Annotated in this window: 26 protein-coding genes; 24 read left to right on the plus strand and 2 right to left on the minus strand. The window is 59.5% G+C overall.

Features of this window, described 5'->3' with window-relative positions:
- Positions 1 to 118: 118 nt before the first annotated feature.
- Together fdxA and mutS are read right to left on the minus strand one after the other, a co-directional pair.
- On the minus strand, positions 119 to 442 hold the full coding sequence (fdxA, locus tag PSH97_RS05460) for a ferredoxin FdxA (RefSeq protein WP_305423187.1): 324 nt from the start codon (positions 440 to 442) through the stop codon (positions 119 to 121).
- A gap of 142 nt (positions 443 to 584) precedes the next feature.
- Positions 585 to 3,164: a DNA mismatch repair protein MutS gene (gene mutS, locus PSH97_RS05465; RefSeq protein ID WP_305448403.1), complete on the minus strand. Its 2,580-nt coding sequence runs from the start codon at positions 3,162 to 3,164 to the stop codon at positions 585 to 587.
- Positions 3,165 to 3,364: 200 nt separating this feature from the next.
- Between mutS and PSH97_RS05470 the strand changes: the two genes are divergently transcribed.
- The 24 genes from PSH97_RS05470 (at position 3,365) to PSH97_RS05585 (ending at position 23,133) form a co-directional block, all read left to right on the plus strand.
- Positions 3,365 to 4,099, plus strand: a complete 735-nt coding sequence (locus PSH97_RS05470; protein ID WP_008072692.1) for an XRE family transcriptional regulator — start codon at positions 3,365 to 3,367, stop codon at positions 4,097 to 4,099.
- A gap of 523 nt (positions 4,100 to 4,622) precedes the next feature.
- Positions 4,623 to 4,973, plus strand: a complete 351-nt coding sequence (locus PSH97_RS05475) for a phage holin family protein (RefSeq protein WP_008010200.1) — start codon at positions 4,623 to 4,625, stop codon at positions 4,971 to 4,973.
- 47 nt (positions 4,974 to 5,020) lie between these two features.
- On the plus strand, positions 5,021 to 5,533 hold the full coding sequence (locus PSH97_RS05480; RefSeq protein ID WP_305448404.1) for a hypothetical protein: 513 nt from the start codon (positions 5,021 to 5,023) through the stop codon (positions 5,531 to 5,533).
- Between the two features lie 3 nt (positions 5,534 to 5,536).
- Positions 5,537 to 6,148: a phage baseplate assembly protein V gene (locus PSH97_RS05485; RefSeq protein WP_305448405.1), complete on the plus strand. Its 612-nt coding sequence runs from the start codon at positions 5,537 to 5,539 to the stop codon at positions 6,146 to 6,148.
- Between the two features lie 10 nt (positions 6,149 to 6,158).
- Positions 6,159 to 6,491 (plus strand): phage baseplate protein, encoded by a 333-nt coding sequence (locus tag PSH97_RS05490; RefSeq protein WP_018926989.1) that lies wholly within the window; start codon positions 6,159 to 6,161, stop codon positions 6,489 to 6,491.
- Positions 6,488 to 7,483 (plus strand): baseplate J/gp47 family protein, encoded by a 996-nt coding sequence (locus PSH97_RS05495; RefSeq protein WP_305448406.1) that lies wholly within the window; start codon positions 6,488 to 6,490, stop codon positions 7,481 to 7,483. Before PSH97_RS05490 ends, PSH97_RS05495 begins: the two co-directional genes overlap by 4 nt.
- Positions 7,480 to 8,115 carry a phage tail protein I gene (locus tag PSH97_RS05500; RefSeq protein WP_305448407.1) on the plus strand — a complete coding sequence of 212 codons (636 nt, stop codon included), beginning with the start codon at positions 7,480 to 7,482 and terminating at the stop codon, positions 8,113 to 8,115. The genes PSH97_RS05495 and PSH97_RS05500 overlap by 4 nt, the downstream gene beginning before the upstream one ends.
- Positions 8,116 to 9,996 (plus strand): phage tail-collar fiber domain-containing protein, encoded by a 1,881-nt coding sequence (locus PSH97_RS05505; protein WP_305448408.1) that lies wholly within the window; start codon positions 8,116 to 8,118, stop codon positions 9,994 to 9,996.
- A 23-nt stretch (positions 9,997 to 10,019) separates the two neighbouring features.
- A complete protein-coding gene (locus PSH97_RS05510) occupies positions 10,020 to 10,568 on the plus strand; it encodes a DUF4376 domain-containing protein (protein WP_305448409.1) in 549 nt (182 codons plus the stop codon).
- Between the two features lie 92 nt (positions 10,569 to 10,660).
- On the plus strand, positions 10,661 to 10,870 hold the full coding sequence (locus tag PSH97_RS05515) for a hypothetical protein (protein ID WP_305448410.1): 210 nt from the start codon (positions 10,661 to 10,663) through the stop codon (positions 10,868 to 10,870).
- 2 nt (positions 10,871 to 10,872) lie between these two features.
- Entirely contained in the window at positions 10,873 to 12,039 is a 1,167-nt protein-coding gene (locus PSH97_RS05520; protein ID WP_258671039.1) for a phage tail sheath protein, read from the plus strand.
- Positions 12,039 to 12,545 carry a phage major tail tube protein gene (locus PSH97_RS05525; RefSeq protein WP_305448411.1) on the plus strand — a complete coding sequence of 169 codons (507 nt, stop codon included), beginning with the start codon at positions 12,039 to 12,041 and terminating at the stop codon, positions 12,543 to 12,545. The genes PSH97_RS05520 and PSH97_RS05525 overlap by 1 nt, the downstream gene beginning before the upstream one ends.
- A 215-nt stretch (positions 12,546 to 12,760) precedes the next feature.
- A complete protein-coding gene (locus tag PSH97_RS05530) occupies positions 12,761 to 13,336 on the plus strand; it encodes a phage tail assembly protein (RefSeq protein ID WP_305448412.1) in 576 nt (191 codons plus the stop codon).
- Positions 13,337 to 13,464: 128 nt separating this feature from the next.
- Positions 13,465 to 15,597, plus strand: coding sequence for a phage tail tape measure protein (locus tag PSH97_RS05535; protein ID WP_305448413.1), 2,133 nt, complete (start codon positions 13,465 to 13,467; stop codon positions 15,595 to 15,597).
- Positions 15,597 to 15,980 carry a phage tail protein gene (locus PSH97_RS05540; RefSeq protein ID WP_305448414.1) on the plus strand — a complete coding sequence of 128 codons (384 nt, stop codon included), beginning with the start codon at positions 15,597 to 15,599 and terminating at the stop codon, positions 15,978 to 15,980. The genes PSH97_RS05535 and PSH97_RS05540 overlap by 1 nt, the downstream gene beginning before the upstream one ends.
- A complete protein-coding gene (locus tag PSH97_RS05545) occupies positions 15,973 to 16,185 on the plus strand; it encodes a tail protein X (RefSeq protein ID WP_305448415.1) in 213 nt (70 codons plus the stop codon). The genes PSH97_RS05540 and PSH97_RS05545 overlap by 8 nt, the downstream gene beginning before the upstream one ends.
- Positions 16,186 to 16,194: 9 nt before the next feature.
- Entirely contained in the window at positions 16,195 to 17,211 is a 1,017-nt protein-coding gene (locus PSH97_RS05550) for a contractile injection system protein, VgrG/Pvc8 family (protein ID WP_305448416.1), read from the plus strand.
- A gap of 100 nt (positions 17,212 to 17,311) precedes the next feature.
- Positions 17,312 to 17,896 (plus strand): phage tail terminator protein, encoded by a 585-nt coding sequence (locus tag PSH97_RS05555; RefSeq protein WP_305448417.1) that lies wholly within the window; start codon positions 17,312 to 17,314, stop codon positions 17,894 to 17,896.
- Positions 17,893 to 18,075, plus strand: a complete 183-nt coding sequence (locus PSH97_RS05560; protein WP_007907211.1) for a DUF2635 domain-containing protein — start codon at positions 17,893 to 17,895, stop codon at positions 18,073 to 18,075. The genes PSH97_RS05555 and PSH97_RS05560 overlap by 4 nt, the downstream gene beginning before the upstream one ends.
- The gene (locus PSH97_RS05565; RefSeq protein WP_305448418.1) at positions 18,075 to 19,571 is read left to right on the plus strand and encodes a phage tail sheath subtilisin-like domain-containing protein; all 1,497 of its coding nucleotides are present in this window, start codon (positions 18,075 to 18,077) and stop codon (positions 19,569 to 19,571) included. Before PSH97_RS05560 ends, PSH97_RS05565 begins: the two co-directional genes overlap by 1 nt.
- A gap of 66 nt (positions 19,572 to 19,637) precedes the next feature.
- Entirely contained in the window at positions 19,638 to 19,985 is a 348-nt protein-coding gene (locus PSH97_RS05570) for a phage tail tube protein (protein ID WP_305448419.1), read from the plus strand.
- Positions 19,982 to 20,278 carry a phage tail assembly protein gene (locus PSH97_RS05575; protein WP_105340306.1) on the plus strand — a complete coding sequence of 99 codons (297 nt, stop codon included), beginning with the start codon at positions 19,982 to 19,984 and terminating at the stop codon, positions 20,276 to 20,278. Before PSH97_RS05570 ends, PSH97_RS05575 begins: the two co-directional genes overlap by 4 nt.
- 130 nt (positions 20,279 to 20,408) lie before the next feature.
- Entirely contained in the window at positions 20,409 to 21,908 is a 1,500-nt protein-coding gene (locus PSH97_RS05580) for a phage tail tape measure protein (protein WP_305448420.1), read from the plus strand.
- Positions 21,895 to 23,133, plus strand: coding sequence for a DNA circularization protein (locus PSH97_RS05585; RefSeq protein ID WP_305448421.1), 1,239 nt, complete (start codon positions 21,895 to 21,897; stop codon positions 23,131 to 23,133). Before PSH97_RS05580 ends, PSH97_RS05585 begins: the two co-directional genes overlap by 14 nt.
- Positions 23,134 to 23,135: the final 2 nt, after the last annotated feature.

The following is a 23,135-nucleotide window of genomic DNA, read 5'->3' on the forward strand; positions in this document are numbered from 1 at the left end:
ACGATGAAAAGGAACACAAGGAATAGGGAAAAAATGTGGGCGGGTCAAACCGCCCCTTTTTTTGTCCGCAGAAAAGCAAAAAGGCCCGCAAGGGGCCTTTTCGAGAACGCGAGGGAAATCAGCGTTCGAGGTGTTCGATTTTGTTTGGCTTGCCATCCCATTCCGCGGAATCGGGCAATGGATCTTTGCGTTCAGTGATGTTCGGCCATACCTCGGCCAATTCCATGTTCAACTGAATGAAGTTTTCCATGCCGGCCGGTACTTCATCTTCGGAGAAGATGGCCACGGCAGGGCATTCTGGTTCGCACAGTGCGCAGTCGATGCACTCATCCGGGTGAATCACCAGGAAGTTCGGGCCTTCGTAAAAGCAGTCCACCGGACAGACTTCTACGCAGTCGGTGTACTTGCACTTGATGCAGTTGTCGGTGACGACGAAGGTCATTTCTAATTTTCTCCTCAGGCGGCGGCAGCGGAGCCCCTTCACGTTGGGGTCGCCAGGTTTGGGAGCGATAGTCTGCAGGTCAGGCTATTGGCCTGCAGCATCCCAAACCGCGCGAGATTCTAACAGCTTGCAGGCAAGTGCGTTAGATCCGTGTCTTTAGTGTATAGAGCATTTCGAGTGCACGACGCGGTGTCATGTGGTCCAGATCAAGTTTGGCCAGTTCATCCAGTACCGGATGCGGCAGGCTGGCGAACATGTCGCTCTGCTGCGGCGTAGCCGGTTTGCCTTTGGCCGGCTTCGGAGCTTCATGAGGCAGTGCTGTGGATTCCAGTCGGCTCAGATGTTCACGAGCCCGCACGATCACTTCGCTCGGCACACCGGCCAACTGCGCAACCGCCAGGCCATAGCTTTGGCTGGCGGGCCCGGGAAGTACGTGGTGCAGGAACACGATGCGTTCGTTGTGTTCGGTGGCATTGAGGTGCACGTTAGCCACCAGCGGCTGGGCTTCCGGCAGCACTGTCAGTTCGAAATAGTGGGTGGCGAACAGTGTATAGGCCCGCAGGTGCGCCAGCCGCTCGGCCGCGGCCCAGGCCAGGGACAGACCGTCGAAGGTGCTGGTGCCGCGACCGACTTCGTCCATCAGCACCAGGCTGCGTTCGGTGGCGTTGTGCAGAATGTTCGCGGTTTCGCTCATTTCGACCATGAAGGTCGAACGCCCGCCCGCCAAGTCATCGCTGGAACCGATCCGGGTGAAAATCCGGTCTACCAGGGACAATTCGCAACTCGCCGCCGGCACGAAACTGCCGATGTGCGCCAGCAGCACGATCAATGCGGTCTGACGCATGTAGGTGGATTTACCGCCCATGTTCGGGCCGGTGATCACCAGCATGCGGGTGTTGTCGTCAAGGCTCAGGTCGTTGGCCACGAACGGCGTGGTGAGGACTTGCTCGACCACCGGGTGACGACCCTGGGTGATGCGCATGCACGGCTCGCTGACGAAACGCGGGCAGTTCAGGTCCAGATTCAGTGCACGCTCGGCGAGGTTGCTCAGCACGTCCAGCTCGGCCAGTGCGGCGGCCGTATCCTGCAAGGGCGGCAACTGGGCGATCAGGTCTTCGAGCAGCGCTTCGTAGAGCATCTTCTCGCGAGCCAGGGCGCGGCTCTTGGCAGACAGCGCCTTGTCTTCGAACGCCTTCAATTCCGGTGTGATGAAGCGCTCGGCACCTTTGAGGGTCTGCCGGCGAATATAGTCCGCGGGCGCCGATTCGGCCTGCTTGCTTGGCAGCTCGATGAAGTACCCGTGAATCCGGTTGTAGCCGACCTTCAGGTGCGACAGGCCGGTGCGGGCTTTCTCGCGTGCTTCAAGATCGATCAGGAACTGCCCGGCGTTTTCGCTGAGCGATTGCAGTTCGTCGAGTTCGCTGTCGTAACCGGTTTTCAACACGCCGCCGTCACGAATGACGGCGGGCGGGTTGTCGATAATGGCTTTTTCCAGCAGGGCCGCCAGTTCCGGGTAGGTGCTGGTGGTGGTGGCCAGTTGAATGATGTGCGGGGCTTCAAGCTCGGCCATCGCGACCTGCAGCTCTGGCAGTGCACCGAGGGCATCGCGCAGACGCGCCAGGTCACGAGGACGGGCGTTACGCAGGCCGATGCGCGCCAGAATCCGCTCGATATCACCAATTTCCTTGAGCTGCGGTTGCAGTTTTTCGAAGCGGTAACCATCGAGCAGGCAAGTGATAGAGCTCTGACGTGCCAGCAATACGGTCAGATCCCGTAGGGGACGATTCAGCCAGCGGGTCAGCAAGCGGCTGCCCATGGCGGTCTGGCAACGGTCGACCACCGATTGCAACGTGTTGTCGCGACCGCCGGCCAGGTTGGTATCCAGTTCCAGGTTGCGACGGCTCGCGCCGTCCAGCACCACCGTGTCGTCCAGGCGTTCATGACGCAGGCTGCGCAAGTGCGGCAGGGCGGTGCGCTGGGTTTCTTTGGCGTAGCTGAGCAGGCAGCCAGCAGCGCCGATCGCCAGGGTCAGGTTCTCGCAGCCGAAACCTTTCAGGTCCTGGGTGGAAAACTGCTGGCAAAGACTTTTCAGCGCCGAGTCACGTTCGAAATCCCACGGCGCACGGCGACGAACCCCACGACGTTTTTCCGCCGGCAGGTCCTTCGGCCAGTCGTCCGGGATCATCAGCTCTACCGGGTTGACCCGCTCCAGTTCCGCCAGCAGGTTTTCCCAGCCTTTGATCTCCAGCACGGTGAAGTTGCCGCTGGTGATGTCCAGCACCGCCAGACCGAACATACGCTCATCACCCAACACCGCCGCGATCAGGTTGTCCCGACGCTCATCCAGCAGTGCTTCGTCGCTGACTGTGCCGGGGGTGATGATCCGCACCACCTGACGATCCACCGGGCCTTTGCTGGTGGCCGGGTCGCCGACCTGCTCACAGATCACCACCGACTCGCCGAGCTTCACCAGTTTCGCCAGGTAGCCTTCTGCGGCGTGGTAAGGAATCCCACACATCGGAATCGCCTGACCCGCCGATTGCCCACGAGCTGTCAGGGTGATGTCCAGCAACTTGGCGGCCTTCTTCGCGTCTTCATAGAAGATCTCGTAGAAGTCGCCCATGCGGTAGAACATCAGCTGGTCAGGGTGCTGGTTCTTCAGGCGCCAGTACTGCTGCATCATTGGCGTGTGGGAGGACAGATCGGAGAGGGCTTTATTCATCGGAAATTCAGGAAAACTCGTTGAAAGGTGTAGGGCAAAGGAGGGGCATCGGCCCGGCTTTTCCGCGATGGGCGCAAGGTTAACATGGGCAGTCCGACCTACGCAGGCATGAAAGCGCCAAGGCACACTTCTGCAAACTATGCACGATCTATGCAAATCAGCATTTGTCTTCCGAAAAAAGATCAAGCACTATGCACGCTATGCAAAAACGCAATGTTTCAACCGTCTTAAGAGCGCTGCTCGATCAGCATGGGATCTCCCCCACGGAGCTTCACCGTCGCACCGGCGTGCCTCAATCCACTCTCTCGCGGATTCTCAGCGGGAAGATCGTCGATCCTTCGGATAAGCATATTTCGAAGATTGCCGAATACTTCGCCGTGAGCACCGATCAGTTGCGGGGCCGCGCGGATGTCGCGCACGCCGCCAGCGCTGGGCGCGATGAGTCGCATTCGGAACTCAAGGACATAAGCCTGTGGGACGACGATACGCCAGTCGATGACGACGAGGTGTCGGTCCCCTTTCTTCGCGAGGTTGAATTGGCTGCTGGATCAGGAAGATTCGTCATCGAAGAGAGCGAGCGCTCTAGCCTGCGCTTCGGCAAGCGTAGTTTGCGCCACAACGGCGTGCAGTTCGACCAGGCCAAATGCGTAACGGTGCGCGGCAACAGTATGTTGCCGGTGCTACGCGATGGCGCCACGGTCGGGGTGAATGCCGGTAAATGCGGGATTGGCGACATCGTCGACGGTGACTTGTACGCCATCAACCACAACGGCCAGTTGCGGGTGAAGCAGCTTTATCGCCTGCCGACAGGGATTCGTCTGCGCAGCTTCAATCGCGATGAGCATCCGGACGAGGACTACAGCTTCCAGGAAATCCAGGAAGAGCAGATTGTCATCCTCGGTCACGTCTTCTGGTGGGGCATGTACGCCCGTTAACCTCATCGCTGTCAGATAAAACCCGCTGCCCGGCGGGTTTTTTTTCGCCTATCGAAAACCATCAACGCCTTTGTTTGCAGGGGCTTCATGCATCCGTGCATTCCTGATGCATAAATAAATGCATTTATGCATTGACTGTATATGCATCCATGCATATTCTTTGTCTCAAGCCGCTCAACAAAGCGGCTCGAAACGAAGCTCTTTAGTTCCACCACAAAAGGCAGCGATGAACCGGCCTCAACGGTTCAGAGGGTTGGCAACTGACCCGGGTGTGCAGCGTAAAGCACCAGAAGCAGTTATCCGGCGGGCAGGGACCGCGGTCGGAAAAACAATTTGAATGGACTCGTACCGCGCCAGTAGCGCCGAAAGGTCAGCTTCCTTTTTGTACACAGGATTAAAGGAAGGCGAAGGACCGCATTACTGAAAAGCCCAGCGAGTGCCGGGCTTTTTGGAATGCCTACCTCAAGAGATATCGCTTGAACCCAACACACATCACTCATCAATCACCCCCAGGAGGCGTGACATGACAAACGAGCAACAAGCGTTGCTGGACATGCCGATCTGGCTGGTCATCGTTCTCGCCCTGGTGGGCGGGGTGTCCGGCGAAATGTGGCGTGCCGACAAGGAGGGCGCCCGTGGCTGGTCGCTGCTGCGGCGTCTGGCGCTACGTTCCGGGGCCTGCATGATCTGCGGGGTCTCGGCCATCATGCTGCTGTACGCCGCCGGAGTATCGATCTGGGCCGCCGGTGCGTTTGGCTGCCTGACGGCGATGGCCGGAGCGGACGTGGCCATCGGATTGTACGAGCGCTGGGCGGCCAAGCGGATTGGCGTTTGCGAAGTGCCGCCGCGCGATTCTCGTCCCGATCAACAGTGAACCGGCGTCGCTGATCTTCGCGTTGCCATAGGAACAGGAGGCCATTAATGCCCGCCGTCATCGAAAAACCATCGCAGCTGTTTTCCGCCATTGCCGAGACGTTGCGCACCGCCATTCCCGGCTTGAAGGTCGGGAGTCATCAAGACTTCGACGGCACTGTCGATCTGCCCTGGGTGCTGATCGCCATCGAGCGTGATGCGCCGGGCAACCGTGCCAACGATGGACGTATCGCTCATGTCCTGACGATTTCCTTGCAAGTCGTATTGGCCAGCGCAGGGTTGGCGGCTTGCGACCTGGCCAGCGAACTGAAAAACCTGGTCACCGACAACCGCTGGAATCTGTCGGGCGACCAATGTGATTTGCCCATGAACATTGATGGCATCCCATCCACGTTCATCAGCGAAACACGGGAGTACACCGCCTGGACCGTTTCATTTACCCAAATCCTGCACCTCGGCCCAACCCTGCTCGAGGACCCGCTGGGCATTCCGAAATTCGCCCGCACCTGGGAGGTGTCGAACATCGACGACCCGGATCAATACACAGCACTCGAGGCCTGACCCATGTTTGATGCGCTTTTACGTATGCAGCTGGGTCCGATCATCGAGCGTCTGGCCGAGATGGAAACCGAGCTTGAAGACCTGCACCGGCGTGCCGACAGTTTCTGTCGCATCGGCGTGTGTCAGGAGGTCGATGCGGCCAGCAATACCTGCAAGGTCCGTCATGGGGAACTGCTCACCCCGGCGATCCGGTTTTTCAACCCAAGCGCCGGGGCACAGAGCGAGTCGCGGATTCCTTCCGTGGGTGAGCAGTGTTTGCTGCTGAACCACGGCGGTGGCGAGGGCGGCGGGCAGTCGGTGGCGTTGTTCGGTCTCAACGGCGGTCAGTTCCCGCCCGTCTCGACACAGGCATCGCTGACCCGTCGCCTCTATCAGGACGGCACGGAAAACGGTTACGACGACGCCAGTCATGTTTTGCACTGGAACAACGGCCCGGCGGCGTTCACTGGCTCCCGTGAATCTCTCGAATTGAGCATCGGCCCGGCAAGGCTGGCGATGAGGCCTGAGGGCATCGAATTGCAACTGGGCGTCGTCGGCCTGCGGCTTGACGCTTCCGGTGTGCATCTGAGCGGCCCGTTGGTGGATCACCAGGGTCGCGTCATCAGTACCGCATAAAGAGCTTCCCATGATCGGAATCGATAGAAACACCGGCGCAACGGTCGACGACTGGCTGCAGTTCGTGCAGCGCGCCACCCGGGCGCTGACCACGCCGTTGGGCACGCGTCAGAAGCGCCCTTTGTATGGTTGCGCACTCACTGAGTTGCTGGGGCAGAACCTCGGCGACGACCTGCTGATTCTCGCCCAGAGCCATGCCGCCCAAGCGTTTTACAACAAGTACAACGGCATCGACGATTTCGAGCCGCAGGTCATTGTGGCCAGCCGCTACGGTGCCGGGTTGTTGTTGCGCTTTGCCGGCACCTGGAAAAACCGCCAACAGACCTTCGAGGTGGTGGCATGAGTATGTTGATACCTGGCCAGAACCAATTGGCCGAACCGGCCATCGTCACGGTCGAAGCGTTCGAGGATCTGCTCGCAGAGTTCAAGACCTTCGTCGTCGAGTACGTCGGTGCCCGTTCCACCGAGAGCGCGGCCAAGCTTGCGGTCAGCCTGGAAAACGAAAGCGAGTTGCTGACCCTGGCACTTGAGGCGTTTTGTGTACGGTTGCAAACCCATGAACGCAAATACAACGCCCGTATCAAGCAGATGCTGGCGTGGTGGTCCACTGGGACCAACCTCGATGCGCGCCTCGCGGACATGGGGCTTGAGCGCCAGTTGCTGGACCCGGGCGACCCGGCGGCGTTCCCGCCGATCGATCCGGTCTTTGAGAGCGATGATGACGCCCGGTTGCGTTATTACCTGGCGCCCCATGCACCAGCGGCAGGCTCTCGCATGCAGTATCGGCGTGAGATTTTCACCCTTGGCGAACGGCCTGCCGTGAAGGTGGAAACCGCCGCGGCGGGTGTAGTGACGGTCACTTACACCTTCGCCCCGGACGGCTATTCAGCACAGGTCAAGGACGGCAACGGTCGCCGGACCGCGCCCGGCGAAGTCACGGTCACGGTGCTTTCCCGGGAGGGCGATGGCACGCCATCCCAAGCGCTGCTCGACGGTGTTCGCCAGCATTTCGCCCGGCCTGATGTGCGGCCCGAAACGGACCTGGTTACCGTGCAGGCCGCGCAAATCAAGAACTACAAAATCCGGGTGATCGCGAAGATCAATCCGGGGCCTGATTCCGGGCTGACCAAGGTTGCCGCGCAACAGCAGTTGCAGGCGTACGCCGATGCCTGTCATCGCCTGGAAGGGCGGGTGGACCCGAGCTGGATCGACTACACGCTGCACAGCGCCGGCGCGGTTCAACTGCAAATCCTTGAACCGGTAGCGCCGATCGTGACGAGCGCTTTTCAAGCGCCGTATTGCACGGGCGTCGAGGTCGAGGTGGATACGTTATGAGTGACGACACACCTCGCCCGAGCCTGTTGCCGGCCAACAGCTCACCACTGGAAAGGGCGCTTGATCTCGGTTTCGCCCGGTTGCTTGAGCGCATTGACCCGTCGTTCCCCGAACTGATGAACCCCGCCAAAACACCCCTGGCATTCCTGCCGTACCTGGGCGCGGATCGCGGGGTCAGCGAATGGAGCACCGAGGCGACCGAGGCGGAAAAACGCCTGACGGTGGAACTCGCCTGGCCCACCGCACGGCAGGCCGGGACGCGAAAAGCACTGGAAAACGCGGCCAAGGGTTTGCAATTGATGCCTGAGGTGCGCGCCTGGTACGAGCAAACACCACCCGGCCCGCGTTACAGCTTTTCCGTCAGGGCCTTCACCGAACAGCCCTACAGCGAAGAAATCGACGCCCGTCTCGACCGACGCCTGGCCGATGCCAAAAGCGAACGCGACACCTTGAAGGTTTCCGTCGGCTTGAGCGCATTCGGCAGTCACGTCATCGGCGCCGCCACCGTCTGCGGCGAGCTGACCACGGTGTATCCGATCGTCATCGAAGGGCTTGAAGCCTCGGGTCAGGCCTTCATGGCCGCCGGGCTCTACACCGTCGAAACCTCCACTATTTATCCTCAGGGGTCCTAAATGGCCGACTATTACACTCTGCTCACCAATGCGGGGATCGCCTACGAAACCGCCTGCAAGGCAGCGGGCACACCGATCAAACTGTCGCAGATTTCCGTCGGTGACGGCGGCGGCACGGTTTACAACCCAGCTGCCACTGCCACGGCACTGAAACGCGAAGTGTGGCGCGGGCCACTCAATGCGTTGTTCCAAGATGAGAAAAATCCGAGCTGGTTGCTGGCCGAAGTCACCATCCCACCTGATGTGGGCGGTTGGTATGTGCGTGAGGCCGGGCTGTGGACTGATACCGGCATCTTGTACGCCATCGTCAAGTATCCGGAGTCGTTCAAACCGGTGTTGGCAACGTCGGGTTCGGGGAAAGAGTTCTACATTCGCTCGATATTCGAGACCAGTAATGCGGCGTTGGTGACGTTGTTGATTGACGACACCGTGGTCAAGGCAACGCGGGCCTGGGTGATGAGTTACCTCGCCGAAGAACTCGGCAAACTCGACGGCAAGCAATCGGTGCGGGTTGCCGCCACCGCTAACGTGGTGTTGAACGGTGCTCAGCAGATCGACGGTGTCGCAGCGGTAGCGGGGAATCGGGTGTTGTTGCCGAACCAGACGCTGGCCAAGGACAACGGCCTGTGGGTGGTTGCCAACGGCGACTGGGTACGGGCGAGCGATGCCAGCACCAGTGCGAAAGTTACCCCGGGCCTGACTGTGATGGTTGAAGAGGGCGCAGTGAACGGTGATTCGCTGTGGCACCTGACCACCAACGGGCCGATCACCCTGGGCACGACGGCGCTGACGTTTGAAATGTTGGCAGGGCGGACGGGGATTCAGCCGGGGACTTATAAAAGTCTGACTGTGGACAAGTACGGTCGGGCAACCGGCGGTTCGAATCCTGAAACGCTGGCTGGGTTTGGTATTAAGGACACCTACACCAAGGCTGAGATCGAGGCGATGATTGCCGAGGCTTCGGCGCTCCCGGTCGGCGCAATGGTGCCGTTTCCTTTGGATAAGATCCCACCGGGTTTTCTTGAGATTGATGGCAGTGTGAAGAGCATTGCGGTCTATCCGGATCTGGCGGCGTTTCTTGGTACGGCCTTCAACAAGGGGGATGAGGGAGCCGGTAATTTCCGTTTGCCTGAATCGCGCGGAGAGTTCCTGCGGGGTTGGGATCATGGGCGCGGCGTCGATGCTGGCCGTGCAATCGGCAGTTGGCAGGCTGATGACAACAAGGCGCACTCCCATACCGTAACCCGGATGCAGGCCTTCGCTAATGCGTCGGGGAGTAATCCGGCGGCGGTTGTTGTGGACAACGGCAACATGGCCGTAACCCTCAACTTCGGTACAGGCTTCAATAGTTCTGGAGGGACGGAGGCTCGGCCGCGAAACATGGCGGTGATGTGGTGCATCAAGGCCTGGAACGCGCCGATTAATCAGGAAAATATTGATATTGCTGCATTGGCAACGTTGGCGCAGCAATCGACGGAAGTTAATCAAGGAACGGCGAAAATTGCTACGCAGACGCTTACGGATGCGGGTAATGACGACGCCACAATTGTTACCCCAAAGAAATTACGTTGGGGCTTTTCAGCCAATATATTTGGTGGTGGTGCTCTTAGTTATATTGTCTTTCCAAGTTGGCTTGGCGGATTGATTGTTCAATGGGGGACGACCGCTATTATTAACTCAGGGGCGAACTTGACGCAGGTATTTCCGATAGCTTTCAATGTCAGTCCTGTGGTTTTTTTATCCTACGCCAATGCGGGTAACGATGCTGGGGTTGGGCAGATGTTTGTTGCACAAGCAAGGAATTGGAGTCCTACAAACACCGTTGTGCGCAACTTGGGTCCCGCGGTTGCGCAATATAATTTCCTGGCAATAGGTCGTTGAAGTAAGGATGCGAAGGAGTGTCTATGAAATACGTAATGTTTAACGAGAGTGGAGAGATTGCCGGAAGATATGACTCCAATGTCCACAGCAATATCCCTAAAGACGCAATAGAACTGGCTGATGAACTTTGGTTTTTGACCTTGAGAGAGACCGATGGTGTTTGGCAAATGGTTAATGGTGAGCTTGTAAAGCAACCGTTTCCGAAACCCGTCACGAATTATTCCGGTTTGATTGCCGCTGAGCGTTTCGTACGTGAAGCGTCCGGCGTTATTGTTGAAGGAATGAAGATAGAGACAACCAGAGACAGCCAGGCGCTGATCGCCAGTACTGGACTCTCGGCAATCCTTGACCCGGAATATCACTGCAACTTCAAAACACTCGACGGTTTTGTCGAGATTGGGGCTGAGCAAATTATTGCCATTGCCAAGGCCGTCCGGGCACACGTCCAGGCTTGTTTTGACCGAGAGCTGACATTACTCCGTGCTCTTGAAGCTGGAACCTACAAAGAAGAAATGCTTGATGAAGGCTGGCCGGACTCTTCGCAACCCTCAACGATCGCGACTTTTCAATAAACGCCCCGCCCCGGGGCGTTTTCTTTTCCGCCAAACAACACCCGAAAGCCCCTTCCTCAAAAAGGGGCTTTTTCGTATCTGGAGAAACCCAAATGGAACTACGCCAAACCTACACCGTGCTCGTCCCATTCCCCACCGGAGGTGGTCACTGGTCGAGCGTCGGTCAAGAACTCGACCTGCTCGATGTGGAGGCCAGTGCGTTGCGCAGCGCTGGTCGTCTGGAGCTGACAAAAACCGAGGCCGTCGAGTCGGCCTCTACATCCATCCCGGCCAAAAAGGCCGCTGCCAAGAAGGCTGAATAACCATGGCTGAGGTTTTGAACTTCGAGCACAACGGCATTACCGTCAATGCCACTGAATCCCCCGAGGCCATGGGTGGCCTGGGTGACAACGTCATCGGTCTGGTCGGTACTGCGCCGAAAGCGGATCTGCTGATTCCGCGTAACGCCCCGTTCCGCATCAACAGTTTCACCACCCAGGCGCTGCTGGACCCGACCGGTACTGAGTCGGGCACGTTGTTCCACGCGGTGTTCCAGATCCTCAAAGTGGTCAAGGTGCCGGTCTACGTGGTCATCGTCGAAGAGGGCGCAACCCCCGCCGACACCCTGAATAACGTGATCGGCGGCATCGAGCCAGTGACCGGTCGCAAACTGGGTCTGGCCGCACTTGGTGGTGTGCCGGAAGACCTGACGATCATCGGTGCGCCGGGTTTCACCGGCACCAAAGCAGTGGCCAGTGAGTTCGCCTCGTTCGGCAAACGCATCAAGGCTCGCGTGGTACTCGACGGCAAGGACGCCGCGGTCGCCGATCAAGTGACTTATAGCCAGGAACTGGGCGGCGCGGACCTTGGTTTCGACCGTTGCCTGCTGGTGCACAACATGCCGTCGGTCTACTCCAAGGCGGCGAAGAAGAACGTGTTCCTGGCGCCATCGAGCCTGGCCATCGCCGCGCTCGCCAAGGTCAAGCAATGGGAGAGCCCGGGCAACCAGGTGACCTACGCCGAAGACGTTTCGCGCGTCGTCGAATACAACATCCTCGACACCTCCACCGAAGGCGATCTGCTCAACCGTTACGGCATCAGCTACTACGCCCGGACCATCCTCGGCGGCTTCTCGCTGCTGGGTAACCGCTCCGTCACCGGCAAGTTCATCAGCTACGTCGGCCTTGAAGATGCGATCAGCCGCAAGCTGGTGAAGGCCGGTCAGAAGGCCATGGCCAAGAACCTGACCAAATCGTTCATGGATCAGGAGGTCAAGCGCATCAACGACTGGCTGCAAACCCTGGTCGCCGACGAAACCATCCCCGGCGGCAGCGTGTACCTGCACCCGGAATTGAACAGCGTCGAGAAGTACAAGAACGGTACCTGGTACGTGGTCATCGACTACGGCCGCTACGCACCGAACGAACACATGATTTATCAACTCAACGCCCGCGATGAAATCATCGAGCAGTTCCTGGAGGACGTTCTCTAATGTTTACCAACCGCGTAAGACAGGCCATCGCGGCCACCCTGCAAGGCCTGCCGTTGTCGGCGACCGTGGAAGAGTTCACCCCACCGAAGATTGAATTCGAGATGGAAAACATGGTCGGCGGCCGCTTCATCGGCGAGGAAATGGCCAAGAGCGGGAAAGCGCTGACCTCCAAGCTGATCCTGCAAGGCGCTGGCCCGGAAATCATGCTCGCTCTGGGCGTGAAACTGGGCGACGACATCCTGCTGAACGTGCGTGAAGCAGGGCAGGATCAGGACGGCAACACCTGGTTCACCTACCACACCGTCGGCGGCAAGCTGAAATCCCTGGAGGAAGCCGTCCTCAAAATGAACGAGAAGCCCAAGACGACCCTCGAGCTGGCCTGCCGCACCTACAACCGTCTGGAGAATGGCATTCCGGTGATCGACATCGACGTGCGGACTCAGAAGTTCGTGCTCAACGGCGTCGACATCCTCGGCGACGCCCGCCGCGCCGTGTTGCTGCCGTAATACCTCACCACCCTCAATGCCAGTCAGTTAAACGCAGTCCATGTCGGAGCGGGCTTGCTCGCGAAGAGGCCATCCGCTTCAACGTCAACGTTGCCTGACCCACCGCTTTCGCGAGCAAGCCCGCCCCCACAGGGGCGGCTCTCCAGCCTTGAGATCTGCGTTGCCTGACCGGCATTGCGCAACACCTCCCCATGATCCACCAAGGAATTCATTTCATGTCCTGGACGCCACCTGTTCACGTCTTGCTGTCGCCGATTACCGGTGATAACGGATCCGAGATCGAGCAGATCCAACTCAAACCGTTGTACTACGCCGCGCAGAAAGAGGCCCTGGCCCGCGCCGGTGATGATGAGGACGATCAGTTCTTCGAGCTGGCCAAACTGGCCACCGGCCTGTCGGTCAAGGAGCTGGATCAGCTCAAGCGCCCGGACTACGTGAGCATCGCGCAGTACGTATACGAGATGTCGACTCGCCCTGCTTCGTACTTTCTTGAACGGCAGGACGAACAATCGGTAGACCCCGATCAAGTGCAACTGTTGCAACCGCTCAATGTGGCGGGCCGCAGCATGACCTCGCTGACCCTGGAAATGCCGGTGCTGCGCGCCACCAAGGCGATGAAAAAACTGAAGACGGCCAAAGAACGCGCCGAGCTCATCACCGCCCATTGCACCGGGCTGATGCTGCCCGATCTGGACCTGCTGACCGTGCCCGACTGGACACAGCTTCAGGTACGCATCGACGATTTTTTAAACAAACCGGCGGACTTCTTTCGGAGCGCGACATCGAAGTAATCCTCGATGTGGTGCCGCTCATTTACTCGGTAAGTGAGGCGGAAATTCTGGAGTGGGACGCCGGCAAGGCCTTGCGCCGCTACGACATCGCGATCACTCGCCTTGGCGTGAAACAGGAGTAGAGCGGGATGGCAGACAGTAAGTATTCGCTGTCCGGTGCGGCGAGCATCGAGTTGCCGCCACTGGGCAGCACGTCTGAAACGTCGGGGTTGAACCTGGCACTGACCACGGCCAGCCTCGACATCCGTCTGCTGGTGTCGGAACAGGTAAAGCTTCGCGAAGCGCTGGCGTTGTTGAACATTGCTTTGTCGTCGCAGCAGTCGCTGCTCAAGGCGAATGCTTCGGTGCCCGCGGCAAGCAGTGAGCCAAAGTCCAAGTTAAAGGCTGAGATCGATCAGCGCACGCCGCCGGATTTGCTCAAGTCGGCGATGGCGACCGAGTTGGCGATGGTTGAGCTCAACCAGGTGCTGAAACTGGACAACGTCCAGTTGCAGAAACTGTCGCAGGCCAACCTGAAAATGGCCACTGACAAGCAGGTTGCTCCGAGCGGGGCAACGGCGGTTCAACTGGCCCAGGTCGAGTTGGCGGCGGCGAAGGCGGGTATCGGGAACGGGCTTGACCCGGCCAAAAAACAGGATGAGCTGCTGAACTTCACCCGCGATAGCGCGGTGACCGCGTCGGCGTTCAATCTCGACGTCAAGGCCGCCAGCGAGATGCTGTTGGGCTGGCGCACCTCAATGAAGCTGGATCGCGGACAAAGCCTGAATCTGGCGGATGCAACCAACCATCTCGGCAACAGCGGCCTGAATGTCAAAGCGGCAGACATCGGTTCTGTGGTGCAACGCAGTGGCGAGGCGGGCATCGCGGCGGGAATGACGCCGGAACAGATGGCGGCCCTCGCGGCGGCGTTCTTGAACAGCGGCGCGGACAAGGTCGGTGCCGGTGAGGCCTTGAAAGGCTTCACCACGGTTTTGGCCAAGGGGGACGCGGCTTCACCGGAACAGCGCAAGGCCTGGGCTGACCTGGACGGTAAATTCAATCCCGGGATGTTGGCTGATGGCCTGCGCAAGGACGCACCGGGAACGATCAATTTGGTGCTTGAAGCACTGAAGAAAAAAACTACGGAAGAACAGCAGTCACTGACCAAGACATTGTTTGGTGATAACGCAGCGATTCTTGAACTGCTGAAAAAACCGGAAGACGTGCAAAAGGCGTTTTTGCTGGTGTCCGAGCGAACCTCCGACGGGACGTTGCCGAAACACAACGGCTCTGTAGCGAAAACCGCCGAGGCGCTAGGGGAAACCTCGCAAGGGCGATGGAATGCGCTGGATGCGAGTAAAAACCGGATGTTCGCGGCGGGCGGCAATGCCCTGGCACCGTTGACTGATGGTTTGATGGTGTCGCTCGGCGCATTGGCCGATGGCCTGAGCGGGGTCGCTGAAGCACAACCGAAAGCTACTGCAGGATTGCTGGTGCTCGCGGGAGCCGTTGCGTTGGCGCGCGGCGCTGAAATCAAGGTTGCGATGGCGTCCGCGATCACTGCTGCTGCGACAAAACTTCTGGCTCTGGCCGGCGCGCGACAGATTCCCGAGGAGGGGGATCTGACAGCTGATGCCAAGGAGCGTGGCCGTAAGGGTAAAAAGCAACCCCGAGGCGCAAGGACCGGAAAAAGCGCCATCCCCAAAAGCGCTACGAGGCTGCCACGCATGTCTACCGGGAGTCGCTTGCTGGGTGCCGCCAGAATGGGCTCGGCAGTCACCAGACGGGTCGCGCCGCTGATGCTGCTCAGTGCTGGTTACGATGCCGTCAAAGGCTTGCAGGCGGGTGATACCAAAGCGGTCGGCGGGGCGCTGGGCTCGGCCGGTGGCGGGCTCGCCGGTACTTATGCTGGCGCTGCTGCCGGCGCCCTGATCGGCAGCGTAGTGCCTGTTCTGGGCACGGCGGTCGGTGGCGTGATCGGTGGTTTGTTGGGGGGGATGGCGGTCAGTTGGGGAGGGGAATGGCTGGGTGAGAAACTCGCTACACCCGCCGACAAACTCGCCGCTCCAGATCAGGTCAGCAAAGACCTGACCAACGCCCAGACGAGCAATCAACAGAACACGGTTAACGCGAACATCTACATCAACGGCCAGGACCAGGCCAGCGCCAGTCAATTGGCGAACCTGGTTGTGCAACAGATCACCGGCCAATTCGGACTCATGACCATGCCCAACTCACTCGCCATGCGAAGTGACGCGGCCCTGACTGACGGAGGTACGTGATGCGTCAGCAAATGGCACTCGGCAATTTCATTTTCGGCCTGTCCAGAAACTTCGCTTACCACAGCCTGGTGCGCACCTCGGACGGCGGCTGGAAGAGCATCGACATCCTCACCAGCAAACCCAAATCCAGTCAGGTCGGCCAAGGCCTGCAAGGGCTGACGATAACAGGCAAGTCGATGTACGCGACCGCCATGGATCGGCTCGATGAGCTGCGTGCCTTGCAGGCGCTGCGCATCCCTTTGCCCTTGGTTGACGGCATCGGCCGCAACTGGGGTCTGTGGCAGATCAACAAGGTGTCGGAAACCCAAAACAACATCCTTGATGACGGCACCGCGATGGTGGTCGATTGGATTATCGAGTTAACGGAGTTCGCCAATGCGTAGGGTTCGAAGTATTGCCGGTGATTCGGTGAATCTGTTGCTGTACCGCGAACTTGAGCGTTGTGACGATGCCAGTGAGGAAGCCCTTTGGCGTCTTAATCCGGGGCTTGCCGAATGGGGGCCGATATTGCCGGCGGGGGTATGGGTTGTGCTGCCGGAAGTGGATTCGAAGCCCGTCGCACCCACACCGGTATCGGCCTGGGATTAAGGAGGCAGCATGTCACTGGGTTTCACGCCTGCGGTAGAAATTTACGGCGCAAACGCTGCGCTGCTCAACGAACGATTGCTCAGTTGGACGCACATCGATGCAGCGGGAATTGAATCCGATCAACTGACGCTCGTGATCAGTCTAGATGGGCTTGAAGGGTTGCCCAGCCTGGGCGGAAAGATCGGCCTGCGGGTCGGTTATCTAGAGTCGGGGCTGGTGGATAAAGGCGAGTTCGTCATTACCCGACGCACGCCGACTCTGTTTCCCCTGCGTCTGACGCTGGTGGCCACTGCGGCGCCGTTCAGTGCGGCGGATCAGACGGGATTCAAGCAGCGCCGATCGGTCAGCCATGGCCCGACGACCTTGGGTGCGCTGTTTCGCCAGTTGACGTCCAGGCACGGATTTTCCCCTCGTGTGGCCCCGGACCTGTCGCTGATAAAAATCGAGCACATCGACCAGTCCAACGAAACCGACATGGGTTTTCTGACGCGACTGGCCTACCTTCATGACGCTGTCGCCAAGCCGATCAACGAGCTGTACGTGCTGGCACGGCGCGGTCAGGCGAAATCGTTATCGGGCAAAATCCTGCCGACCATAAAGCTGTCGGTGACGACGAACAATCGCCCAGGCGATCACGCCTTTATCTCCGCCATCCTGGATGAAACCGCCCGGGCGAAATACCAGGGCTGCAAGACCAGTTGGTGGGACGCGGCGGCCGGTAAAGTGCGTGTCGAGGAGAGCGGCATCGCGCCGTTCAAGACCCTTCGCCAGCGGTTTCAGAGCGCAGACGATGCCCGTGCCGCCGCCGAAGGCGAGACCCGCCGGATGATGCGCGAAGCACTCAAGGTGACGATCGAATGCCCCGGCAATCCGGGATTGTCCGCTGAAGGGATTGTTCTGCTGGACCCCACCTGGCCGGACTTCATGCGCGGTCGGTGGTCGATCGACAAGGTCACCGCCAGCGGCGACCGGGAAAAAAGCTATCGCTGCAGGATTGACGCGACCTGCCTGGACGCCAAGGCCTGACGCGCATCCCCCAAAAGCACCTCACCTGTAGCAGCCTTCGGCAGCTGCTAAAAAAACTGCGTCCCTGCTCACTCATTTCATTCGATTCTGGAGCGCCCTCATGAAGATCACGCCGATCCTCACGCAGCTGCGTGCGCAATGCCCGAGCCTGGCCAATCGTGTGGCCGCGGGCATCGACCTCGCCACCCTGCAAGCCAGCAACCCACTCACCACACCGTGCGCCTACGTCGTCCCCATTGCCGATCTGGCGAGCAAAAGCGTTGCACAAAACCTGATGCTGCAACCCATCCGCGACCGCTTCGAAGTGACGTTGGTGCTCGACACCACAGACGCTACAAAAGCGCTGGATCTGTTGCATGACCTGCGCGCCGAACTCTGGCGCGCCCTGGTGGGTTTCAAGCCCGGCAGCGACTACGAGGCCATCGAGTACGACGGCGGCGAACTGGTTTCCATCAACAGCAGCCGCGTGCTGTATCGCCTGCGCTTTTTTGCCGAATTCCAGCTCGGTCGCAATTTGCCGGGGCAACCGGCGGAGAGCTGGCACGAGCGTGAACTGGACGGTTTGTCGTCCTTTACCGGGGCCACCGTGCGGGTCGATGCGATCGATCCCGCGGACCCCAATCTGCAACGCCCAGGCCCCGACGGGCGCCTGGAACTGACTTTCTCTGGAGACGTAACCCCATGAGCAAACGCATCACCGTGCTGCCGGCCCCGGGCCGCGTCGTGCCGGACCCGGAAGCGGGCGATCTGTTGCCCCTCGAGGGCCGTGAAGTGCCGGACAACGCCTGGTGGCGTCGACGTCTGGCCGATGGCGATATCACTACCAAAGCCGTGAAAGCGGCGAAACCACAGGGAGCCAAATAATGGCGATCGGATTCAGCAACATCCCCGCGGACATTCGTGTTCCGCTGTTCTATGCCGAAATGGATAACTCGGCCGCCAATAGCGCGTCGTCGGCCATGCGCCGCCTGATCGTTGCTCAGGTCAACGACAACATCGCACCGGCCGACGTCGGCAAATTGGTGTTGGTGTCCAGCGTGGCACTGGCCAAAAGCATTGGCGGCCAAGGCTCGATGCTCGCCTCGATGTACGAAACCTGGCGCAAGACCGATCCGATCGGCGAGATCTGGTGCCTGCCGCTGCACAACACTGAAGGCAGCATTGCCAAAGGTGTGCTGACCCTGAGCGGTGCGGCGACGCAAAGCGGCGTGCTCAACCTGTACGTCGGCGGCGTTCGCGTTCAGGCGGCTATCGTCAATGGTGCCACTGCGGCGCAAGCGGCCACGGCCCTGGCACTGAAAATCAATGCCTCCGCCGATCTGCCGGTCAGCGCTGCGGCGGTCGAAGGTGTGGTCACCCTGAGCGCCAAATGGACTGGCGACAGCGGCAACGACATCAGCCTGCAATTCAATCGCCTGGGCAAGAGCAATGGCGAAGAAACCCCGGCCGGCCTGACCTCGGCCATCACCGCCATGACCGGCGGCGCCGGTGTGCCGGATCAAGTGGCCGCCGTCGCGGCACTGGGCGATGAACCGTTCGAGTTCATCTGCATGCCTTGGTCGGATCTGTCGACCCTCAACACCTGGCAAGCCGTCATGGATGACAGCACCGGTCGTTGGTCCTGGGCCAAGCAATTGTTCGGTCACGTCTACAGCGCCAAGCGCGGCAGCATCGGTACTCTGGTGGCGGCCGGTCAGGCGCGTAACGACCAGCACATGACCATCCAGGCGCTGGAGCCGGGCGTACCGCAACCGTTCTGGGTTCAGGCCGCTGCACTGGCTGCACGCACGTCGGTGTTTATCTCGGCTGACGCCAGTCGTCCGACCCAAAGCGGCAGCCTGCCAGGTCTCGACCCGGCACCGGCGAGCGAGCGTTTCACTCTGACCGAGCGTCAGTCGTTGCTCAACTACGGCATCGCTACCGCGTACTACGAAGGCGGCTACGTACGAATTCAGCGTTCGATCACCACCTATCAAAAGAACGCCTACGGCCAGGCAGATAACTCCTACCTGGACAGTGAAACCATGCACCAGTCGGCGTTCATCGTGCGTCGTCTGCAGAGCGTGATCACCAGCAAATACGGTCGCCACAAACTGGCCTCCGACGGCACCCGTTTCGGCGCCGGCCAGCCAATCGTTACTCCGAGCACCATTCGCGGTGAGCTGATCGCCCAGTACGCCAAGCTCGAACTGGAAGGCCACGTGGAAAACGCCGAGCTGTTCGCCGAACACCTGATCGTCGAGCGCGATGTTCAGGACCCGAGCCGGGTCAACGTGTTGTTCCCGCCGGATTACATTAACGGCCTGCGCGTGTTCGCGCTGCTCAACCAGTTCCGTCTGCAGTACGACGACGCAGCCTGATCGCTGCGCTGACTGTGTGATTTCAGCCCACCTCGCGTGGGCTTTTTATTTGAAGGGAGAAACACCATGGGTCAACTGATTGCGGGCACCTGCTACGTCAAAGTGGACGGCGCTCAACTGACCATCAACGGCGGCTGCGAAGCACCTTTGATGGCCGTAAAACGGGAAACCGTCGTGCCGGGCTTCTACAAGGAAACCGACATCGCGCCGTCGTTCACAGTGACGGCGCTGCACACCGCGGACTTCCCGCTCAAGCAACTGATCGCAGGCTCCGACATGACCGTCACCTGCGAATTCAGCAACGGCAAAGTCTACGTGCTGGCCGGCGCTTACCTGGTGGAAGAGCCGGTATCCAAAGGCGATGACGCCACCATCGAACTGAAATTCGAAGGCATCAAGGGGACCTGGCAATGAGCAACGCCGTGAAGCTTCAAGTTGCGATCGAAGCCCACGGCGAGCCCTTGACCGAACTCAACCTGCGCCGTCCGACGGTGCAGGAAGTGCGGGCGATCAAGGCGCTGCCGTACAAGATCGACAAGAGCGAAGAGGTCAGCCTCGACATGGACGTCGCGGCCAAATACATCGCCGTGTGCGCCGGCATTCCGCCGTCGTCGGTCAACCAGCTGGACCTGGCTGACCTCAACACGTTGAGTTGGGCCGTCGCGAGTTTTTTCATGAGTGCGGCGTCGGCGCCATCACCGACCTGATCGCAGTCGCCTATGACCTGGCCTGGTTCTGGAAGGTTGACCCCGAACAGATGATGGCCAGGCCACTGGATGTGCTCCGCGAATCGCTGGAGCACGCGCAACGGATCAATGCGATGCAGCAGGTGCAGTGATGGCAGACACAGAAACGAAAGAGAAAACGTCGGTGCTGCTCACGGGCATTGACGAACTGTCACCCAAACTCGGCGCCCTGCGGGCAAAGGTCGAGAGCTTCAAGAAAAACCTGGAGCAGACCGGCCTCGGCAAACTGGATATCAGCGGTTTGTTCAAGGGCGGTAGCGTGATCACGCCGTTCGTGGATGCGATCAAGGCGTCCGACGCGTTCAAGGGCAAATTGACCGAGGTCAGCGAATCAGCCGAAGGCGTTGATTTGCCGAAGGCACCGGCAAGCGCTACACAAAACATGAATGTGTTCAGTCGATCGATGGAGCAGGTGTCGGTCGCGGCCAATACAGCCTTGCAGCCTGCCGTCGCTACGGTAACGGCAGGTCTTCAACCTTTGTTGGTTGGGTTTGGCAGTCTGCTCGATGACAACCCGAAGCTGGTCGAAGGCCTGGCGGCAGGGGCCATTGCGTTCTCGGCGATGCAAACCGCCGTGACCGGCGCGACTCAAGTGTTCGAGCTGATGAGCATGGTGCTCAAGACCAATCCGATCATGCTGATTGCCATGGGTATCGCCCTGGCGGCCGGTTTGATCATTGCCAACTGGGAACCGATTTCGACGTTTTTCGCCGGGCTCTGGCAAAAGGTTGTCGGTTATTGGGCGCCGATCAGCGGCGTTTTCTCGGCAATTTTTGATCAAGTAAAAGCAGTTGTGAGTGCGGGATTCGATTTCCTTAAAGCGTGGTTTGCCTGGACGCCCTACGGAATGATCCTGAACAACTGGGGGGCCGTTGTCGGTTTGTTTGCGGCGATCTGGGATCTGCTCGTGGCACTGACCGTGCCGGTAAAGGAGAAACTGCGCAGCCTGTTCGACTGGGCGCCGCTGGACGCCATTGCCGCGGCTTGGGATCAGGTGCCTGTCATTTTCTCGGGCTACTGGGAGTCAATCAAGCTTGGAGCGCAGGCGTTCTTTTCCTACCTCAGCGGGCTATTCACTTGGTCGCCCTTGGATGCACTGAGCGAAACATGGGCATCTGTGGTTCAGTTTTTCAGTGAAAAAGCGGAAAAGCTCCGGGCCATTCTGGCGCCGATCCAGGAAATGCTGGGCGGTAGCTTTGGTGGCTTTATCGCCAAAATTACCGGCAAGGTCGAAAGCTTCGCCGAGGTGCAAAAGAAAACCAATGCTGAAGGCAAGGGTGAGTTTGCGCCGGCGGCGGCGTTCATTAATGCCGCTTCCGAGCCAACCTCAAACGCGCTGGCGACTCCCGGCAGTTTGCCGCTCAAGTCGTCTATGCAGCCCGGTTCTCTGACCCAAAACTCCAACACCCTGATCCAGCAAAGCGCGGCCAACAACCGCACGCAGCTCGAAGGCGGCCTGACCGTGCGCTTCGAAAACGCGCCGGCCGGGCTGCGCACCGATCAACCGCAAACCAATCAACCGGGGCTGTCGCTCAATTCGCGCATCGGCTATCGCTCGCTGTCTCTGGGAGGTTCCAATGAACTGGCGTGACCGTTTGTTGCCGGCATCCTTTCGCGGTGTCGGTTTTTGGGTCGATCAGGCGAAAACCCCGGTCGGTAAAAAGGGTCAGTTGCACGAGTATCCGCAGCGGGATCTGCCGTTTTTCGAGGGCCTTGGCCAGCAGGCGAAGATCCATGATCTGACGGCGTTCATCGTCGGCCCCGATTGTCTGGAGCAGCGCGACAAATTGCTCAGGGCGTTGGAGCAGGGCAGTGGTGAACTGGTCCACCCGTGGTTGGGGCGGATGCAAGTCAAGGTCGGTGAATGCGACATGACCCAGACCCGCCAGGACGGCGGGCTGGTGACCTTTGCCCTGAAGTTCTACCCCGATCAACCCCTGCCATTTTCAACGGCCACGGTCAGCACGCAAAAGGTGCTGCTGTCATCGGCGGACACCTTGCTGGGCTCGGCGGTGGCGCGTTTCGAACAGGCCATGACCCTGATCAAGGCGGCGCGGATCGGCATCGCCAATCTGCGCAACAGCCTGACCGGGGTCTATGAAGTGATCAAGGAACAGCTCAAACCGTTGATCGAGCAATATCGGCAAATCACCGAGTTGGTCAAAGCGGTCAAGGAATTACCCAAGGAAGTGGCGGCGGAATTCAAGGGCTTGCTCGGCGATATCAAATCGCTCAAGGACTTCGCGAAGGAGGGTTATCGTGGCGTGATTGCCGACGTCTCCCAACAGCTCGAAGCCATCCGCAAAGCCGATGCGCCGAAGCTCACCACCGGCAAGGACACCACGGCCGCGGCGCAAGCCATGGCCGATCTGGTGCAGGACACGCTGCTGGTGAAAGTGGCGCAATGGGTCGCCTCGATGCCGGTGGCGTCGACCCCGGTGAAACTGTCGTCGACGCCATCGCTGGATCAGCAGACTGTGCAACCGGTCACTCGTCAGGAAGTGCCGGTCACCGACGATTTGCAGCTGTTGCAAAGGGAATTGAACGAAGCGATCCAATTGGCATTGAACAAGGCCAACCCCGCGCACTATCAGGCCATCAACGATGTTAAGCAGGCGTTGAATGCGCACCTAAAAGCCGTGGCGTCGTCCGGCGTGCGGCTGGTCAGTAAATCATTTCAGGAGAGCTTGCCCGCTGTCGTCGTGGCCTATCGGCAATTTGCCGACGCGACGCGGGTCATGGAGGTGACTCAGCGCAACGGTGTTGCCCATCCGTTGTTCCTGCCGCCGAACGATGTGAAAGTTTCCGGGAAGTGAAC

Source organism: Pseudomonas cucumis (genome assembly GCF_030687935.1).
Lineage (GTDB): Bacteria > Pseudomonadota > Gammaproteobacteria > Pseudomonadales > Pseudomonadaceae > Aquipseudomonas > Aquipseudomonas cucumis.

Bases quoted from the DNA above. Each gene is read 5' to 3' on its own strand.
- fdxA (WP_305423187.1), bottom strand. From the start codon at position 442: ATGACCTTCGTCGTCACCGACAACTGCATCAAGTGCAAGTACACCGAC.
- mutS (WP_305448403.1), bottom strand. From the start codon at position 3,164: ATGAATAAAGCCCTCTCCGATCTGTCCTCCCACACGCCAATGATGCAG.
- PSH97_RS05470 (WP_008072692.1), top strand. From the start codon at position 3,365: ATGCAAAAACGCAATGTTTCAACCGTCTTAAGAGCGCTGCTCGATCAG.
- PSH97_RS05475 (WP_008010200.1), top strand. From the start codon at position 4,623: ATGACAAACGAGCAACAAGCGTTGCTGGACATGCCGATCTGGCTGGTC.
- PSH97_RS05480 (WP_305448404.1), top strand. From the start codon at position 5,021: ATGCCCGCCGTCATCGAAAAACCATCGCAGCTGTTTTCCGCCATTGCC.
- PSH97_RS05485 (WP_305448405.1), top strand. From the start codon at position 5,537: ATGTTTGATGCGCTTTTACGTATGCAGCTGGGTCCGATCATCGAGCGT.
- PSH97_RS05490 (WP_018926989.1), top strand. From the start codon at position 6,159: ATGATCGGAATCGATAGAAACACCGGCGCAACGGTCGACGACTGGCTG.
- PSH97_RS05495 (WP_305448406.1), top strand. From the start codon at position 6,488: ATGAGTATGTTGATACCTGGCCAGAACCAATTGGCCGAACCGGCCATC.
- PSH97_RS05500 (WP_305448407.1), top strand. From the start codon at position 7,480: ATGAGTGACGACACACCTCGCCCGAGCCTGTTGCCGGCCAACAGCTCA.
- PSH97_RS05505 (WP_305448408.1), top strand. From the start codon at position 8,116: ATGGCCGACTATTACACTCTGCTCACCAATGCGGGGATCGCCTACGAA.
- PSH97_RS05510 (WP_305448409.1), top strand. From the start codon at position 10,020: ATGAAATACGTAATGTTTAACGAGAGTGGAGAGATTGCCGGAAGATAT.
- PSH97_RS05515 (WP_305448410.1), top strand. From the start codon at position 10,661: ATGGAACTACGCCAAACCTACACCGTGCTCGTCCCATTCCCCACCGGA.
- PSH97_RS05520 (WP_258671039.1), top strand. From the start codon at position 10,873: ATGGCTGAGGTTTTGAACTTCGAGCACAACGGCATTACCGTCAATGCC.
- PSH97_RS05525 (WP_305448411.1), top strand. From the start codon at position 12,039: ATGTTTACCAACCGCGTAAGACAGGCCATCGCGGCCACCCTGCAAGGC.
- PSH97_RS05530 (WP_305448412.1), top strand. From the start codon at position 12,761: ATGTCCTGGACGCCACCTGTTCACGTCTTGCTGTCGCCGATTACCGGT.
- PSH97_RS05535 (WP_305448413.1), top strand. From the start codon at position 13,465: ATGGCAGACAGTAAGTATTCGCTGTCCGGTGCGGCGAGCATCGAGTTG.
- PSH97_RS05540 (WP_305448414.1), top strand. From the start codon at position 15,597: ATGCGTCAGCAAATGGCACTCGGCAATTTCATTTTCGGCCTGTCCAGA.
- PSH97_RS05545 (WP_305448415.1), top strand. From the start codon at position 15,973: ATGCGTAGGGTTCGAAGTATTGCCGGTGATTCGGTGAATCTGTTGCTG.
- PSH97_RS05550 (WP_305448416.1), top strand. From the start codon at position 16,195: ATGTCACTGGGTTTCACGCCTGCGGTAGAAATTTACGGCGCAAACGCT.
- PSH97_RS05555 (WP_305448417.1), top strand. From the start codon at position 17,312: ATGAAGATCACGCCGATCCTCACGCAGCTGCGTGCGCAATGCCCGAGC.
- PSH97_RS05560 (WP_007907211.1), top strand. From the start codon at position 17,893: ATGAGCAAACGCATCACCGTGCTGCCGGCCCCGGGCCGCGTCGTGCCG.
- PSH97_RS05565 (WP_305448418.1), top strand. From the start codon at position 18,075: ATGGCGATCGGATTCAGCAACATCCCCGCGGACATTCGTGTTCCGCTG.
- PSH97_RS05570 (WP_305448419.1), top strand. From the start codon at position 19,638: ATGGGTCAACTGATTGCGGGCACCTGCTACGTCAAAGTGGACGGCGCT.
- PSH97_RS05575 (WP_105340306.1), top strand. From the start codon at position 19,982: ATGAGCAACGCCGTGAAGCTTCAAGTTGCGATCGAAGCCCACGGCGAG.
- PSH97_RS05580 (WP_305448420.1), top strand. From the start codon at position 20,409: ATGGCAGACACAGAAACGAAAGAGAAAACGTCGGTGCTGCTCACGGGC.
- PSH97_RS05585 (WP_305448421.1), top strand. From the start codon at position 21,895: ATGAACTGGCGTGACCGTTTGTTGCCGGCATCCTTTCGCGGTGTCGGT.